Source organism: Hyphomonas oceanitis (assembly GCF_036964545.1).
GTDB classification, from domain to species: Bacteria; Pseudomonadota; Alphaproteobacteria; order Caulobacterales; family Hyphomonadaceae; genus Hyphomonas; species Hyphomonas oceanitis.
The window spans coordinates 247,265-263,629 of sequence record NZ_JBALTL010000006.1 but is presented as its reverse complement, the minus strand read 5'-3'; the positions used below and the strand labels follow the sequence as shown (position 1 = coordinate 263,629).

Genomic DNA, 16,365 nt, shown 5'->3' with positions numbered 1-16,365 from the left:
TCAACGTTTTCCCATGGCCTGGAGTTTCGAGATGCGCTCAGGAAGCGACTCCATCACCAGGTCACGCGAATCGCCTCCCATGGCCATCCATCCGCCGATCTCGGGCAGTGTGCGGCCACAACCGAGGCACCACCCTGTGGAGGCGTCGATTGCGCAGACTTTGATACACGGGGTCTTTATTGGTTGGTCGGTCATCAATATACAGCGTAATTCATGGAGCAGAATGGGCAAGTATGCCATGCTTCAAGGTAACAAATCCTTGTCGTGCAATAGCCGTTTTCTCTGATAGATTCGCACTGTCCCCATTTGCGCGGGACCGGGAGACTTACTGACGTGACTGAACCTGCCAATTCCGCAGCGCCGCTTGATGATGTTCGTGCGCTCGTTCTGAAGCGGATTCCGCTTGATACCGAGCCGGGCAAGCAGGTGCGCGAGGCGCTCCTGACCATGGGGCGTGAGGGCGATTTTGGTCGCTTGGGCGAAGCGGCCGAATGGCTGGCCAACTGGCAGCGCCGGTATCCGCCGCGCATCGAAAACCCTGTCCTGGCGATCTTTGCCGGTTCGCACGGTCTTGTGGACGAGGGCGTGTCGCTGTCGAGCGATGTCGACACCCGTGCCCATGTCGATGCGCTGCGTGAGGGCAAGGCCCCGCTGTCGGCCATCGCCACCCAGGCGGGCGCCAATATTCGGGTTTTCGAGCTTGCATTGGACAGGCCAACGCCAAGCATTGCCGAGACGGCGGCCATGTCTGAGCGCGAATGTGCCGCCACGATTGCCTTCGGATTTGAGGCTATTGAGGATAAGCCGGACCTTCTGGCCCTTGCCGTGTCCGGCGCGGGTGTTGGTACGGCAGCTGCGGCTGTTGCCTGTGCGCTCTATGGCGGTTCGCCGGATTACTGGGTGCGACCGAGCAACCATACACCGCCGGCCATCTCGAAACGGCGGAGCGAACTGGTGAGTCGCGCCCTGACCCTGCACCGGGGGCACCTGTCAGACCCGCTGGAAGCCTTGCGCTGCCTTGGTGGGCGTGAGCTTGCGGCCTGCGTGGGCGCCATCATTGCTGCGCGTCATGAGGGTGTGCCTGTTGTGCTGGACGGGTTCGCGACGACGATTGCGGCCGGTGTGGTTCATGCCATTGACCCGAAAGCCATCAGCCATTGCCTAGCCTCGCATAGTACGCAGCGCCCGGCGCATGAGGCAGCGCTTGAGCGCCTTGGCCTGCGTCCACTCATGCAGCTCGAATTCCAGACGGGTGGCGGACTCGGATCAGCTTCAGCCATCGGCCTGCTCAAGACCGCATGTGCACCGTTCATTGCGGAACCGGCTGCCTCCTGATTCTGCATGGTTAGTTTGCGAAAATGCAGTGAAAAGCTGCGGCAAAGTTTACGTTTACGTGCGCGTAACCTTGCCACGGGCCACATTTGACTGACATAGAGGGTTCAAGTCACCCCACTCAAAAATTGTCCGGAGGAGTCGTCCACCCATGAACCTTGAATTTTCCCCCGAGGAAATCGCCTTTCGGGATGAAGTACGTGCCTTCATCAGCGAAAATTATCCCAAGGAACTCGCAGGCGTCGGTACGCGCGAAGACCTGACACGCGAGCAATTCCTCGCCTGGCACAAGATCCTCGGCAAGAAGGGCTGGTCTGCAGCCGCCTGGCCGAAGAAGTATGGCGGCACGGGCTGGACCTCGACGCAGCGCTACATCTGGTCCGAAGAGAATGCGCGCGTTGACGCCATCATGCCGCTTCCGTTCGGCATGGCGATGGTTGCGCCGGTTATCTACACGTTCGGCACAGAAGAGCAGAAAGAGAAGTATCTTCCGGGCATCCTCTCGGGCGATGTGTGGTGGTGTCAGGGCTATTCCGAGCCTGGTGCCGGCTCTGACCTTGCCAGCGTTAAGACCACCGCTGTTCGCGATGGCGACGAATGGGTCATCAACGGCCAGAAGACCTGGACGACACTCGCCCAGTTCGCTGACTGGGGCTTCTTCCTTTGCCGCACCGACCCGACGGCTGCCAAGCCGCAGGAAGGTATCAGCTTCATCCTCGTCGACATGAAAACGCCGGGCGTTGAAGTGCGCCCGATCAAACTGCTCGATGGCGGCCACGAAGTGAACGAAGTCTGGCTGACAGACGTTCGCGTGCCTGTCGAGAACCTTGTCGGCAAGGAAAACGAAGGCTGGACATGCGCCAAGTTCCTTCTCGCTCATGAGCGTTCCGGTATTGCGGGCGTTGCCCGTTCGAAGCGCGGTGTCGAGAAGCTGCGCGCGATTGCAAGCACCGAGCTTGTTGATGGCGAACCGCTGATCCAGACCAATGATTTTGCTCGCAAGATCAGCCAGCTTGAGATCGATCTGACGGCGCTTGAATTCACCGAACTTCGCACACTTGCTTCAGAATCGGCCGGTAAAGGCCCCGGACCTGAAAGCTCGATCCTCAAGATCAAGGGCACCGAAATCCAGCAGCGTCTTACCGAGCTGACGCTTGAAGCGGTGGGTAATTATGCCGAGCCTTACACGGCTGGTATGGAGTCCGATGGCTCGAATGAACTGGGTGTTGGCCCGGATCACTCGCACTTCGTCGCAGAGACTTATTTCAACATGCGCAAGACGTCGATCTATGGCGGATCGAACGAGATTCAGCGCGGCATCATCAGCAAAATGATCCTGGGCCTTTAAGGCACACGGGGCAGGGAGAAACTTTATGGATTTCAATTTCACCGAAGAGCAGACCATGATCCGCGACAGCCTCTCGAGGCTGATCCGGGAGCAGTATGATTTCGACACGCGCCGCAAGGTCGTTGCGTCGAAAGACGGCTGGCGCCCGGAAATGTGGGCCCAGTTTGCCGAACTCGGGCTGCTGATGGCGCCGTTCAGCGAAGAAGACGGCGGCCTCGGTGGCGGCCCGATCGACGCCATGGTTGTCATGGAAGAATTCGGCAAAGGCCTCGTGGTCGAGCCCTATTTGCCGAGCGTTGTGTGCGGCGGCGGCTTCCTGAAGCGCGGCTCTGATGCGCAGAAGGCCGAGTATCTCGGTGGCATCATGTCAGGCGAAGCGATCTTTGCATTCGCTTATGCAGAGCCACGCGGCCGCTATAATCTGGCTGACCTCGAAACCACCGCCAAGAAAGACGGTTCGGGCTTTGTCCTGAACGGTCACAAGGCCGTGGTTATCGGCGCACCATGGGCCACGCATTTCGTCGTGACAGCCCGGACTTCGGGCGATCGCCGCGATGCCAAGGGCGTGACTGTGTTCGTTGTTGCCAAGGATGCCAAAGGTGTTTCGACGCGTGATTATCCAACGGTCGACGGCCGCCGCGCATCGGAAGTGTATTTCGAGAATGTGGCTGTCAGCGCCGATGCCGTGATCGGCGAAGTCGACAATGGCTTGCCGCTTATTGAGCTAGTCGCGGACGAGGCGATTGCCGCCCTATGTGCAGAGGCCTGTGGTGCGATGAAGGTTGCCCACGCCATGACGGTTGAATACTCGCGTAACCGCAAGCAGTTCGGCACGGCGATCGGCAAATTCCAGGTGCTGCAGCACCGCATGGTCGACATGTTCATGGAGCACGAGCAGTCGGTTTCCATGACCTACATGGCCACGCTGAAGCTTGATGAAGACGAAGTGACCCGCAAGAAGGCTACATCAGCTGCCAAAGTGCGTATCGGCCAGGGCGGGCGCTATGTCGGCCAACAGGCGATCCAGATCCACGGCGGCATGGGCATGACGGACGAGATGGCTGTTGGCCACTATTTCAAGCGTCTGACCATGATCGATGCCGAGTTCGGAAATGTCGACCACCACCTGAAGCGCTACACGGAGCTGTCGGCTGTAGACGTGCCCATGGCGGCTGAGTAGCCGTCAGACCTGATCCTGAGTGGGCGTTATCCGTAGAGTTCCTGTTCCTTGACTGACAGGATTGATGTGATGACGCCCGCATGGAACACGGCTCTCAGGAGCCAGAAATTACGCTTCGTGCTGGAAAAGACTGCCAGCACGGCGCGTAGAATACAGTAGGCAATCTTCAGGATTGTTGCGCACAGTGAAACGGCCGCCTTGGCGAGGGATAATCTTCCTCTTTCGAGGCGGCCGTATGTGATTCCAGACCGGAACTTTCGCTTTGCGATCCAGCGGAAGGCGAGACGGGCAGGGTCAACGGGCTCGTATACCTTAGCGTCCTCGGAAATGGCGAAACGGGCACCGGCGCGCCAGGCGCGGAAGAAGAATTCGGTATCCTCGCCGCCGGTGCGCCCTTTCTCGAGTAGGAAGCGCTGGCCCGAGAAGCTGGGCGCATTTGTGCGGATAAGGGCATTGCATGTGTGCCCGGTCTGGACCGTGCCGTTGCGGCGGGTCGGCACATTGGAGTGATAGTCGGCCTGCTTGATCCAGTTGGGTGCTGTCTCCGGATATTCCGCCATGGCGGGTCCAAAGACTGCGTCATAGGGGCCTTGGGCGAGCAGGGCGTAAAGGTCGGCAATCCAATCCGGCGGCGCCAACTCGTCATCATCGATGAAGGCGAGGAAGTCGCCGGTTGCTGCGTCCAGACAGGCATTGCGGGCCAGCGAGATGTTCCGGCTGGGGGCGTGCACATACTGGACGGGGAAGGGCAGGTCCTGAGCGACACGTGTCACCAGGTCTTGCGCTGAAGGCGTTTCGTCATTGTCGGCGACGATGAGGCGAAGCGTGATCCCTTCGGGCACGACTTGCTTTCCCAGCGAGTGGAGCGTTCCCGCCAAGGAGGCCCGGCGGAAGGTGCAGACACAGATTTCAATCAACAATGGCTTCTTGTCCTAAAGGTCTGCGCGGTGGGGGTCAGGCATCATGTGTCTCCAGGCTGTCGGCAACATATTCTGCGATTGCCAGAGAACTTGTCAGGCCGGGTGATTCTATTCCGAACAGGTGAACGAGGCCTTCATGGCCATGAAGGGCGGGGCCGTCGATGCGGAAGTCGGCTGCGGGTTCATGCGACCCCGTCAATTTGGGGCGGCAGCCGGCATAGTCAGGCACGATGGCGCCATCGGGCAGGCCCGGCCAGTAGCGGCGTACGGCTTCGTAGAAATCATCCGAACGGGTGGCATCCACGCGGTAGTCGATGAGGTCTGGGTTGTCGTGGCCGAGCCATTCCACATCCGGCCCAAAACGCATCTGGCCAGCGAGATCGAGCGTGACGTGGACGCCAAGACCGCCATTGACAGGGACGGGGTAGATGAGGTGCGAGAAGGCAGGACGCGTCTGGCAGCTGAAATAATTGCCTTTTGCGAGGGTGAAGCCCGGCAGGAGCGACGCGTCATAGCCTTCCATCGTGCTGGCGAGGCGGTATGCATAGAGGCCGGCGCTATTCACAAGGCGGCGGGTGGTGATTTCATGGGGGTCGCGACCGCCAATATGCAGCTTGAACTGACCATCCGGCAGGATCGTGATGCCGAGAACCGGGGCGTCGAGCACAACCGCGCCGCCGAGATCTTCCAGTTCATTCCGGAGCGCCGTCATGTAGCCGTGGCTGTCGAGAAGGCCGGTCTCGGCCGACATCAGCGCCGCAGCGCACTTGAGCTGGGGTTCCAGAGCCATCGCCGTCTCCGCATCGAGCATCGACAGACCTTCGACATCATTGCTGTGCCCTTGCTGGAGAAGGCTCTCAAGCTTTCCAATCTGGTCCGGATTGGTTGCGACAATCATCTTGCCAATGCGGCTGTGAGCGACGCCGTGGGAGGTGAGATAAGCGTAGAGTTTGCGGCGGCCCGACACGCACATGCGATGGCGCAGGCTGCCTGTTGGATAATAGAGACCCGCATGAATCACTTCGCTGTTGCGCGATGACGTGCCGGTGCCGATCTCGCGCGCAGCTTCCAGCACATAGGTTTCCTGGCCGCGTCGGGCCAATTCCACCGCACAGGCGAGGCCGACCGCACCGGCGCCGATTATGATACAGTCCACGCTTGTCACGGGCGGGTGGCCCGCAGGCGGTCAGAAACTGTGCGGATGCGGGGCAGGATAAGGGGGATCATGCGGGCTCAAAAATGGATTCGGGAGCTCTGATGCGAGCCGCATGCCATTCTGACGCAATCGCACGGCTGCGGCCAGACATAGCTTAATGACCAGTCACAGTCTCGCGGCAGGGCGGCGTTGGCCTTTAGTCTCGCTGGAATTTGCAGATACGAAAGGGTGACAGTTAACCATGAACAGTGTAGCTTTTACTTGCGGTCGGTGTGTTGCGGCTCCGACTGCAAATACTATTACAGGTGGGGTTTATTTTGATCCTGAAGACTTAGCGCCAGAAGGCGCAAAGTGTTTAGCCAGATCCGTATTGATAGACCCCGTCTCGGCGGGACGCATAGAAAATGGGTTTGGGGGATGCCAGAGACACGCAGATCAACAAGTGCCCGTTTCTTGAAATTAACAGTTTTCAAGACTTTGCCACCTGCAAGAAACTCACAAAATATAGGAAAAGAAGGCGTCCAATCGGTTTTTGGCGCCAATTTCGCCAATCCTGTTCAGCACATTTTCATCCGGTTGGTGCATAGGGTGTCCCGAGTTTCACGTCATGTGCGACGCGTGTTGGTGGTCTTTGGGGGCCGGCATGTTGTTGGACAGGTCATTCGCAGAGCGTTGTTAAACATGGTCCCGAGATTGCATCCGCCGCAGATATGATCCAGACCCATACCGACACAGAAAATTTTTCAGGGGAATACCAGTAATGTCTAACTTTAAGCGCTTCTGCCTGCTTAGCGTGGCGACCGGCGGAATTCTGGCCACAGCTGCATCCGCTCAGGGGCAGAATTATTACAGCCGCGAAAAGTACGAGGCCGTCCTTGATCGCCGCCAGCCGGCCTATGATCCAGAGCCTATCCGTCTTGGCGCGTTTCTCGTGGATTCCAGTCTCAACGGATCGGCGACTTATACTGACAACGTTCAAGCCACCGAAAATAATGAGATTTCAGATACGATCGTGCGTATCGGCGTGGATGTCGCGGCGCGCACGAACTGGAGTGTTCACGAGATTGGCGCTGAAGTGTCAGCCTATCGCAGCGAATATATCGATACCGGTGATGAGTCGGCGAACGATCTGCGCGCCCGTCTTCGCGGTCGGCTTGATGTGAACCGCAACATTTCGGTTGGTGCTGCCGTATTTGCCCAGGACATCATCGAAGCGAGAACGGACCTAGCCAATGCCGTCGGCCTTGATGCGCCTGTCGAGTATACCCGAATGGGCGGGTCGTTGGACGCCAACTACCAGAGCGACCGCTTCCGCTGGTACAATGCGATCGATTTTGCGGAAGAGAATTTCAAGGACGGTGAACAGGCTGGAACCGGCATCATTATTGACCAGGACTATCGCGACAACACGGTAACGTCTGCCCGGTCGCGACTGTCCTACGCCTTGTCGCCAAACGTCGCCATTTACACGCAGGCGACTGTACGTGAGCAGTCCTACGACCAGGACCAGTTGCTGGGTGGCGCGCTGCGCTCGCGCGACTCGTCAGGTTACACAGCGGTTGTCGGTGTTGACTTCGAACTCAACTCCCTTGTTCGCGGTGACGTGAACGTTGGCTATTTGAGTGAGAACAAGGACGATCCATTCTTTAAGGACGTCGACGGGGTATCGGTCGATGGTCGCGTTCAATGGTTCCCGACGCGTCTGACAACTGTCGGTTTCAAGGCCGGTCGGCGCGTTGTCGATATCGGCGTGTTTGAAGCGCCTAGCGCATTGCAGACGACTTATGGGGTTAACGTCGACCATGAGCTGCGTCGCAATATCGTCCTATCCGCTTCAGCGGACTTCTCAAATTATGACTACCAGGAAATCAACCGGTCAGATGATATCTCGGACTATTCTCTGAGAGCCGCCTACAAGATGAACCGCCGTGTTCATCTTGAGACGTTCGTGCGTCACCTCAACCGTGACAGCAGCGGCAACAGTGTTTTTGGTAATCCGTCCTTTGATGTCAATCTTATTGGCGTCGGTATCAAACTCTTCCCCTGATTTTTCCCGGATCCGGCTTCGAGATCACTCCAGATACGAATTGGTGTAGTAAATTGACTAAGACTTACAGTCTTGAAATTCCCTCGCAGAAAATGCCACACGGCGACGGTGGTAGTTCCGATGACATGCCGATCGATTTCAAGGCATTGATCGGCACCGTCTATCGCCGGTTCTGGATTATCGTAACTGGATTCCTCGTGACGCTCTTTGCTGTCGCGTACATAACTTTCACGCAGACGCCGATTTACAAGGCGAACTCGATTCTCCAGCTCGACACGAACAAGGAAAACGTCATCGACCTGGGAAGCGTGCTTGGCGGCCTCGCGGCCAGCACGGCGACAATCGACACTGAAGTGAGGGTGATGGGGTCGAAGTCGCTGCTGACAAAGGTCGCGACGAAACTAAAACTGGCGGAAGATCCCGAGTTCAACTGGACTCTGAGGGAACAGAAGCCGGGCCTTATCGAGATGACTAAGGGCCAGATTGGCGCCTGGACGGGGCACCCGCCCAAGAAGACCGTTCCATATGCCAACCTGAGTGCTGCCGAGCGTGAAGCCGCCATTCTGGAGTCGGTGACGCGTACACTGATGAGCAAGGTGCACATCAGTCGTATCGGGACGACCTACCTGATTGAAGTCGAAGTCACGAGCCAGTCACCGGAAACGGCTGCGCGTGTCGCCGATGCGGTCGCCGATCAGTACCGTGTCCAACAGCTCGATTCCAAGCTTGAAGCCACCCGCCGTGCTACGGCGTGGCTGTCTGAACGCGTGGCTGGCCTGCGCGATGAGGTTGAAGCCAAGGAGAAGCGCGTCGAGGAATTCCGGGCTGAAACCGGTCTCTTGTCGGCGCAAGGTGCCACGCTGACCGAGCAACAGATTGCCTACAATACAACGCAGAAGAGCCAGCTGCAGGCACAGTTGAACCGTGCTCGCTCGCGCTATGACAATATGAGACGTCAGATCAACAGTGGTGCCGGCATAGACGCGATTGCTGAGGTGCTCGATTCTCCAGTGATTTCAGGCTTGAAAGCCCAGCGGGCCCAAATCCTTCGCCGGGTTGCCGAGCTGGAAACCACGCTTGGTCCGTCGCACCCCGAACTGATCGGCGCGCGTAACGAAGCAGCTGATATCGAAAAGCAGATCGAAGCCGAAGTGAGCCGGATCGCGGCAAACCTTGAAAACGAGGTCAAGGCTGCGCAGGATCAGATCAACAGTATCAACTCCAATATCGGGCAGTCGACTGCACAGCTCCGGGGCAACAACCTCAATCTTGTCAGGCTGCGTGAACTTGAGCGTGACGCCGAAACGAGCCGTGTCCTTTATGAAGAGTTCATCAGTCGCTCCAAGGAGACGCGTGAACAGGACGACCTGGTCCAGGCTGACGCCAACATCTTGTCCACCGCCACTGTGCCGGATTCGCCAAGTTCGCCGAAAAAATTATTGAACCTTATTATTGGCGCCATGCTTGGCGGCATAATCGGCGGTGGCCTCGCCTTGCTTGCAGAGATCTTCGACATGAAGATCAGCTCGCCTGACGATATCGAGCGCAAGCTGGGCGTGAACTCCATCGGATCGGTCCCGCTGATCCGCAGCACAAGCCTGCTGCCGTTCTCGCAAACCAATCCGGCGGACTTCCTTGTCGACAATCCCTTGTCTGCCTTTGCAGAGAGTATTCGCTATTTGCGGGCTGCGATTGCGTTTTCGGACCTCGACAGCGAGACGAAAACCGTGGCCATCACCTCTTCGCTACCCGACGAAGGTAAGACCAGCCTCACCTTGAGCCTAGGTCGCATGTCGGCCATGTCGGGCTCGCGCACGCTCGTCATTGATGGTGACTTCCGTCGTCGCCAATTGACCGACGCCGCAGGCATGTCGCCAGAGATTGGCTTCATTGAGCACCTGTTTGGTGCAGGCCAGCTGTCTGATGCCATCTGCAAGGACAGTCGCAGCATGCTGGACATCCTGCCGCTGTCGAAGGCCGGCCATGTGCCGCACGATGTGTTCGGAACTCGGGCTTTTGATGACCTGCTCGCGCGGCTGCGTTCGATGTATGACCTTATCCTGATCGATACGGGCCCGCTGTTGCTAATGGCCGAAGCGCGTGTTGTTGCCGGCAAGACCGACAAGACAATTCTTGTTATACGCTGGCGTCGTTCGCTGCGTTCGGCTGTACGTCAGTCGCTCACTCTGCTGAAGACTTTCAACGCCGACCTTCTCGGCGTCACGCTCAATATGGTCGACCTAACGCAACGTCGCCATCACAAAGATCCTGGCGCTGCCTACAAGGCTTACAGCAAGTATTATTCGATGGAAACCAAGCGCTCGATCTTCGGCCGGAACAAACCGGCAAAGTCGAACGGCATGACGTCTGCGCCGAATCCGATGGCTGCTCCTTTGAAACCCGAAAAGCCACAGGTGAAGACGGGATCTTCCAGTGAAGTATCCACGCACTAACCATGAGATACGCTGGTGATCAGGGCGGCGTGCCGTCGCCCCGGATCCGCACCGGGGAAGGGCGCGCGCAAGGGCTTGTAATGACCAAGGTCGCTTTTTTTGGTCATGATGCCGGGGATGCCGCTGTTAGGCGCCGCGTCCAGGCCATGCAGGATGATGGCTTGGCGGTAACGGGCTTCATGATGCGGCGCAAAGATGATGTGGCGACCGACTGGGACAATGTGGATCTGGGCAAGACCCGGGATGGGGCGTTTCTCCAACGCGTGTTGCGCATATTCTCAGGCGCCCGCGTTGCGGCCAACTCTCTCGATGCTTTGGCTTCAGTCGATGTAATTTATGCGCGCAATCTGGACATGCTGGCCTGCGCGTTTCTGGCCAAGCACTATACCCGGCTCAAGACGCCGGTCGTCTATGAGAGCCTGGACGTTCACCGGCTGCTGACGCGTGAAGACTTTATCGGAAAGGCATTGCGGTGGGTTGAAAAGAGCCTGTTGCGGCGGACAATTGGTCTGGTCGTCAGCTCCCCTGCCTTTCTCACCAATCATTTCGAGAAATACTATCGGGGGCTCTACACGCCCTTCCTCATTGAAAACAGGTTGGCAGCCGGAAGTGACTTTGGCCCTCGTCCGGCGGCTCATAATGGCGCCGTTTCGGAGAATTGTGGACGTTTTGTGCTGGGTTGGGTAGGCAATCTCAGGTGCAAAAGGTCCTTCGAGCTGCTTTGCGATCTGGCTGATCGATTTCCGGACACGCTGGAAATTCGACTCCATGGCCAGCCCGCGCGTAAAGAGATTCCTGTCTTTGAGCCGGCCATAGACGCGCGGCCTAACATGACTTTCGCGGGCCGCTACCGGTCTCCCGAAGACCTTTCCGGTATTTATGAAGGCCTTGATCTTGTCTGGGCCGGGGACTTCATGGAGGCGGGATATAATTCTGTCTGGCTGTTGCCGAACCGGATCTATGAGGGCGGCTATTTTGCGACACCTGCCATTGCGCCCAATCTCACTGAAACGGCCGGGTGGATCGAGCAGAAAGCTTGCGGCTTCACGATTTCGGAACCCCTTTCTGAGACATTGCCGACCTTGATCGCGGCTGTGATGCAAGATCGTTCTGTTCTCGAGAGCTACCGCAACAGGTTGCTTGAGTTGCCTAACGAGGTGTTTATCCAGCCTGAGGGGTTCTTCTCGGAGGTTTTAGCGCGTGCCCTCGCCGGAGCGCGCGCGAAATGAACATGGTCAAGCCCATCAAGGTCAGCGAAGAGGAAGTGGTGGGGTTTGGCAACCTCTACAGTTCGGGCCGGTCGGCTCCTCTGTGGGAGCAGGCGATCATCACGCTCTGGTTCTTTGTGACGTACCTGCCGCTGGATGGCGTCGCGCCAATCCGCTATCTGCTCGTGGCCTATTTTGTCGGCCTCACAGTGATGTTTTACCGGGAGGTAATGCCGGTATTGTTCAAATGCTGGCCGCTTTTCCTTCTGCCAATATTCGGACTATTGTCGTTTACATGGTCTCCCTATCCTTCGGAAGCGCTCCGGTCGGGTATGTTGATGCTGCTGACACCGCTAACGATCATTGTGATCGGCGTGCGGCTGAATACGCGACAAGTGCTGCGCTGCCTGATGTTTGCGGGCATGATTACCACGATATATGTTACCCCTACGCTCAGCACTTTTGCTGATGGCGGGGCGTATGGCTCGAAGAACCTGCTCGCCATGCAGATGCTGTTTGCGATGTTGATGAGCCTCGTTACGGCGCTCAATGACAAGGAGCCGATATGGGTCCGTTTGCTGGGCCTTGCCTTCGTGCCGATCTGTTTCGTCTACCAATACCTTGCGCACTCCGCGACATCACTGGTCTTCGCCGTTGTCGGTATCGCCGGAATGATTGGTGTTCGCTACTTCTGGATCAGCTTTGGCAAGATACGCCATTTGCGTCTATCCGTGGCAATGTTTGCCGCATTTGTTGCGCTCGCCAGCACGATGGTTGTGCTGAGCATGCCGGAAAACACCCTCATGGATGATTTCCTCGGGCTGTTGGGCAAGGACTCGACTTTCTCCGGCCGTGCGCTGATCTGGCGCGAGGCGGAACTTGTCAGTCAGGAGCATCCGCTGTTCGGCCTGGGGCTTGAAGGTTTCTGGCAGTATGATGTGGGCGCGGCGCAAACGATCAACGAGAACGATTTCAAGGCCTTCGGAACGAAACTGACCTTCCACAACGCATATTGGGAAGTGCGCGTTCACCTTGGCTATGTCGGCCTCGTCCTGTTCATATTCATTCTGGGCTGGTGCATGAAGCGGACGATCGTGAGTTGGCTACGGGCGCCGGGAATGGACAGCTCTGCGCTGCTGATCACGATGGTCATCATATTCACGTCAACCTTCACGGAATCCTCTCTCTGGAGCACGTTCAATACGCTCGTGAATCTATTCTATTTCGGAGCGATGACGACAATGGGCGCGGGTGCGCGCAAGTTTGAGGGCAGGGTGCCGGTCGTCATTCGCCACACGGTCTGACGGGTACTCAGCGTTATTCTCTCTATAGTTTCATGGAACCAAGGCGTCTGCTGCGGGTTTTGAACGCATTATCGCCTGATTTTCCGGGCATGCTTTATGAATAGGGGCTGAACGCAAAGCACGCTTTTTTAAGCTGTCGTTAAAGTTGGTTGGTCAAACATACGATGATGACTCCGAACCCAGCCTTTCCGTCTCGTCGATCTGCTGTCGACTATTCTGTTGACGCGCACATGCGTTCAGAGGCGGGATATATCGACAAAGGCGCCCCTGATAAGTGGCCGGTATGGGCGCGACTGCTCATAATCGTTGGTCTAAGTGCGTTGATGTGGGCCGGCATTATCGCGGGCATAGTTTCATTATTTGGCTGATTGCGCTTGGCTGAAAAAATGGTGCGCACAGAATCATTTTGGCGTTGATCCTGCATTGTTGACAGAAGCTTCAACTGCAACGCAGATCCTGTAAATGACGTCTTCAACAACGCCTTCTGAACCGTCTGCCGGGCTGACCGCATCGCCACGGCTTTCGATCATCATCACGAACTACAATTACGCCAAGTTTGTTGCCTCTGCCATCGATAGCGTTTTATCGCAGGATGAGGCTGTTGAGCTGATTGTGGTGGATGATTGCTCGACTGACAATTCACGCGATGTCATCAGCGAATATGCTGGCCGGGTCACCATGGTTTTCCAGGAAGTGAACCGGGGACATGGCGCCGGCTTCAATGCAGGATTCAGTCGCGCGACTTCCGAGCTTATCATGTTCCTTGATGCTGACGACTGCCTCTTGCCGGGCGCAATCAAGACCATTCTGTCAAACTACCAACCCGATGTTGCGATTTATCATTACCGCATGCGCTACATGGATGAAGCAGGTACCCTAAGCGGCATTCATCCTTCACCTGCCATGCCGTTGGCTGACGGTGATATTTCCGAGCAACTCAGGTCAGCCGGGCGCTACCATGGCACGATCACTTCGGGGCTCGTCTTTTCAAGGCGGCATCTGGCGCATGTTATGCCGATGGACCCGGAGGCTTTCCGGCAGGGCGGGGATGGCTATCTGTCGGCTGTCGTTCCGCTCTACGGGGCGTCGCGAAGCTTTGAAGCGCCGATCTCAGGCTATCGGCTACATGGAAGCCAGCATTCGCGCTTCAGCAGCGCCTATGCCAAGCGGTCGCGCTGGTGCATTGCCCATGATGCCGAACGCTATCGCGCCATACGGGAGCATTCCAATCGTTTAGGCCTGCGCGTTGCAGCCGATCTCGGTGCGGATGACCCTGACAACATTCACGAACGTCTCGTTTCGATGCTGTTCGCGCCGGGTGAGCATCCAGTTGAGGGCGATTCAATCAAGCAGCTTGCTCACCGATCGGCGCGCTACGAGAAAGGTCATGCAACGGGTATGCGGTCACTGTTTGCATATATCTTCTGGGAGCTCTTTGGACTTCTCCCTGAAAGTGGAAAGCGGCGCCTCATGAGTTGGAAGATCGATGCGAAGAGTAGGCCCGGCTGGATGCGCTATCTTGCGAAACGGTTGCGTGCCGGCGGTTGAGCCGCCTCGCTCCAGAACCTCATTTAATGAATGTATCAGAGCATTGCGGGCTCGCGTCGCCTGCCTTGCGGAAGCTGACGCAATAATAGCTTGCTTGTGTGGGGTCCGCGAAGGTCGGTTCGCCATGCCAACTGTATTGCTGCGATGTGCCTGTCCAGATATTCATGATGATCCGGCCTGGCGTTTCTGGAATCGGCCGATCGCGTGATGTGACGGTTTTGACGAGCTTGTCATCGACATACCAGGCAATCTTATCCGGCTGCCAGTCGAAGGCGTAGAGGTGGACTTCTTCGGCGGCATCAAAGGGCAGGTCGATGTAGATCGAGCCGCGGGTCTTTCCCTTTGTGAAAATATTCGCGTGAAGTTGCCGCGTGTTCTTTCCGAGGAATTCGATATCGATTTCGTCGTGTGGGTCGCCAAAGGTGGCATCCGTGTGCGTGAAGAAAGAGGAGACTGCGCCTGAACCGGGGGCGGCCTGCATCACAACTTCATAGCGCCCGTGGCCGTAGAAACCGCGTTTTTGAACTTCAGCGCCGGAGAAAGGCTGCGGAGGTGCAGGTTTGCGATTAAGTTCGAGCGAAATACTTGGGGGATGGTAGTGAACATTTGCCGGGATCCAGCCGACCCGAAAGAAGGTTGATTTCAGGGTGAAGTCTGAAACGTACCAGTCCTCCCCATTGAAACTGTCCCTAAATGACAGGTTGAAGGATGCTCCATCGCCCCTGTCCGGGCTGAGCACTGTGCTTGTGGACGTTCGGGACTTCACGCTGATCAGGATTATCGCGGCGAGAACGCAGACGATGCTGACAGTGATGATGGCTCTGATACGGGACATTGCCTGTCGCCTCCCTATAGGGGCCGGGCTTCGGTAAACCGTACCTGGTGAGCTTAGCGCGCGCCTTTCGAGATCAGGACGGCAGGAACAGTCAGAAGCATGATCTTGATATCACCCCAGAAGGATCGGCTGCGCACATACTCCACATCCGTTGCTACACGCTCCGGATAGGTTGTGTCGCTACGGCCGCTGACCTGCCACAGGCCTGTTATACCTGGGCGGACCGAGCAATATGCGCGGAAGCTTTCGCCGTAACGAACGATTTCATTTTCGACGATCGGACGTGGGCCCACGAGAGACATGTCACCGCGTAGGACGTTGTAAAGTTGGGGCAATTCGTCGATTGACGTCTTGCGAATGAAGTTGCCGATCGCAGTGATGCGCGGATCGTTTGTCAGTTTTTGTGTTTCGTCCCACTCCGCACGAGCGGCAGGGTCCGTTGCCAGCAAGTATTCAAGTTGCTCGCGGGCATCCGGAACCATCGAGCGCAGCTTGAAGCAATTGAAGGTCTCGCCGTTCAGGCCATAGCGCTTCTGGGAATAGAAAGCCCGGCTGCCATCCTGCATGCGGATAAGAAGCGCGATGGCGAGAATGAGCGGGGCCAAAAACAAGAGCGCGGCGCCAGCGACAACAATGTCGACAAGTCGTTTGAATTGCGCGTGATCGCCACTCGAAGGCTGGCGCATTGTCGCTGCTGCATAAGCGGCGGCTTCTGCCTGCCTTGACGGGTTACTTAATCTCAAGCCCATTCTGGTCCCCTAATAATCTACTTGCGGTTTTGCTAATCGGCCGCGTCCACTCGACCTATTTGCAAATTTCCTGCCGCATCTGACTCTGACGCTTATTGCGTTCGAGCCCAGATTTGCAATCGTTATACCGCGAATTCCGCAAATAATTAACTGGTTGTATACATTTTCTGTCGTTTTCGCGTCTCTGGGGAAGTATTGGATAAATATTCATTCATACTCGGCTTTTCGACGAGTTTTGTGTATCGATACGAGACACACTGCTTAAAACACTGGCACAATATGTAA

General features: G+C 56.9%; 13 protein-coding genes. 8 read left to right on the top strand and 5 right to left on the bottom strand.

The genetic code is table 11. The features are described 5' to 3' along the window. Positions 1 to 195: a DUF1289 domain-containing protein gene (locus V7651_RS16800; protein WP_035539758.1), complete on the bottom strand. Its 195-nt coding sequence runs from the start codon at positions 193 to 195 to the stop codon at positions 1 to 3. Between the two features lie 138 nt (positions 196 to 333). Here V7651_RS16800 and V7651_RS16795 point away from each other — a divergent pair, with 138 nt between their 5' ends. From V7651_RS16795 to V7651_RS16785, 3 genes are all read left to right on the top strand, one after another. Further along, positions 334 to 1,335: a nicotinate-nucleotide--dimethylbenzimidazole phosphoribosyltransferase gene (locus V7651_RS16795; RefSeq protein WP_035539722.1), complete on the top strand. Its 1,002-nt coding sequence runs from the start codon at positions 334 to 336 to the stop codon at positions 1,333 to 1,335. Between the two features lie 148 nt (positions 1,336 to 1,483). Then, positions 1,484 to 2,680 carry an acyl-CoA dehydrogenase family protein gene (locus tag V7651_RS16790; protein WP_035539724.1) on the top strand — a complete coding sequence of 399 codons (1,197 nt, stop codon included), beginning with the start codon at positions 1,484 to 1,486 and terminating at the stop codon, positions 2,678 to 2,680. A 25-nt stretch (positions 2,681 to 2,705) separates the two neighbouring features. Next, positions 2,706 to 3,860 (top strand): acyl-CoA dehydrogenase family protein, encoded by a 1,155-nt coding sequence (locus tag V7651_RS16785; RefSeq protein ID WP_335591748.1) that lies wholly within the window; start codon positions 2,706 to 2,708, stop codon positions 3,858 to 3,860. A gap of 26 nt (positions 3,861 to 3,886) precedes the next feature. On the opposite strand, the gene V7651_RS16780 is transcribed toward V7651_RS16785, so the two are convergent. Continuing rightward, positions 3,887 to 4,777: a glycosyltransferase family 2 protein gene (locus V7651_RS16780; RefSeq protein ID WP_335613878.1), complete on the bottom strand. Its 891-nt coding sequence runs from the start codon at positions 4,775 to 4,777 to the stop codon at positions 3,887 to 3,889. A 37-nt stretch (positions 4,778 to 4,814) separates the two neighbouring features. Beyond that, positions 4,815 to 5,945: an NAD(P)/FAD-dependent oxidoreductase gene (locus V7651_RS16775; protein ID WP_418887257.1), complete on the bottom strand. Its 1,131-nt coding sequence runs from the start codon at positions 5,943 to 5,945 to the stop codon at positions 4,815 to 4,817. A 751-nt stretch (positions 5,946 to 6,696) separates the two neighbouring features. Between V7651_RS16775 and V7651_RS16770 the strand changes: the two genes are divergently transcribed. The 5 genes from V7651_RS16770 (at position 6,697) to V7651_RS16750 (ending at position 14,496) form a co-directional block, all read left to right on the top strand. Next, positions 6,697 to 7,983 carry an outer membrane beta-barrel protein gene (locus tag V7651_RS16770; protein ID WP_335613823.1) on the top strand — a complete coding sequence of 429 codons (1,287 nt, stop codon included), beginning with the start codon at positions 6,697 to 6,699 and terminating at the stop codon, positions 7,981 to 7,983. Positions 7,984 to 8,036: 53 nt separating this feature from the next. Continuing rightward, positions 8,037 to 10,436 (top strand): GumC family protein, encoded by a 2,400-nt coding sequence (locus tag V7651_RS16765; RefSeq protein ID WP_156950498.1) that lies wholly within the window; start codon positions 8,037 to 8,039, stop codon positions 10,434 to 10,436. A gap of 80 nt (positions 10,437 to 10,516) precedes the next feature. Beyond that, the gene (locus tag V7651_RS16760; RefSeq protein ID WP_051624918.1) at positions 10,517 to 11,665 is read left to right on the top strand and encodes a glycosyltransferase family protein; all 1,149 of its coding nucleotides are present in this window, start codon (positions 10,517 to 10,519) and stop codon (positions 11,663 to 11,665) included. Next, the gene (locus tag V7651_RS16755) at positions 11,662 to 12,948 is read left to right on the top strand and encodes an O-antigen ligase family protein (RefSeq protein ID WP_035539736.1); all 1,287 of its coding nucleotides are present in this window, start codon (positions 11,662 to 11,664) and stop codon (positions 12,946 to 12,948) included. The genes V7651_RS16760 and V7651_RS16755 overlap by 4 nt, the downstream gene beginning before the upstream one ends. Positions 12,949 to 13,410: 462 nt before the next feature. Continuing rightward, positions 13,411 to 14,496 carry a glycosyltransferase family 2 protein gene (locus tag V7651_RS16750; RefSeq protein WP_335613822.1) on the top strand — a complete coding sequence of 362 codons (1,086 nt, stop codon included), beginning with the start codon at positions 13,411 to 13,413 and terminating at the stop codon, positions 14,494 to 14,496. A 19-nt stretch (positions 14,497 to 14,515) separates the two neighbouring features. Here V7651_RS16750 and V7651_RS16745 read toward each other — a convergent pair whose 3' ends face one another. Continuing rightward, the gene (locus V7651_RS16745) at positions 14,516 to 15,331 is read right to left on the bottom strand and encodes a family 16 glycosylhydrolase (RefSeq protein ID WP_335613821.1); all 816 of its coding nucleotides are present in this window, start codon (positions 15,329 to 15,331) and stop codon (positions 14,516 to 14,518) included. 53 nt (positions 15,332 to 15,384) lie between these two features. After that, positions 15,385 to 16,017 carry a sugar transferase gene (locus V7651_RS16740; RefSeq protein WP_335613820.1) on the bottom strand — a complete coding sequence of 211 codons (633 nt, stop codon included), beginning with the start codon at positions 16,015 to 16,017 and terminating at the stop codon, positions 15,385 to 15,387. Positions 16,018 to 16,365: the final 348 nt, after the last annotated feature.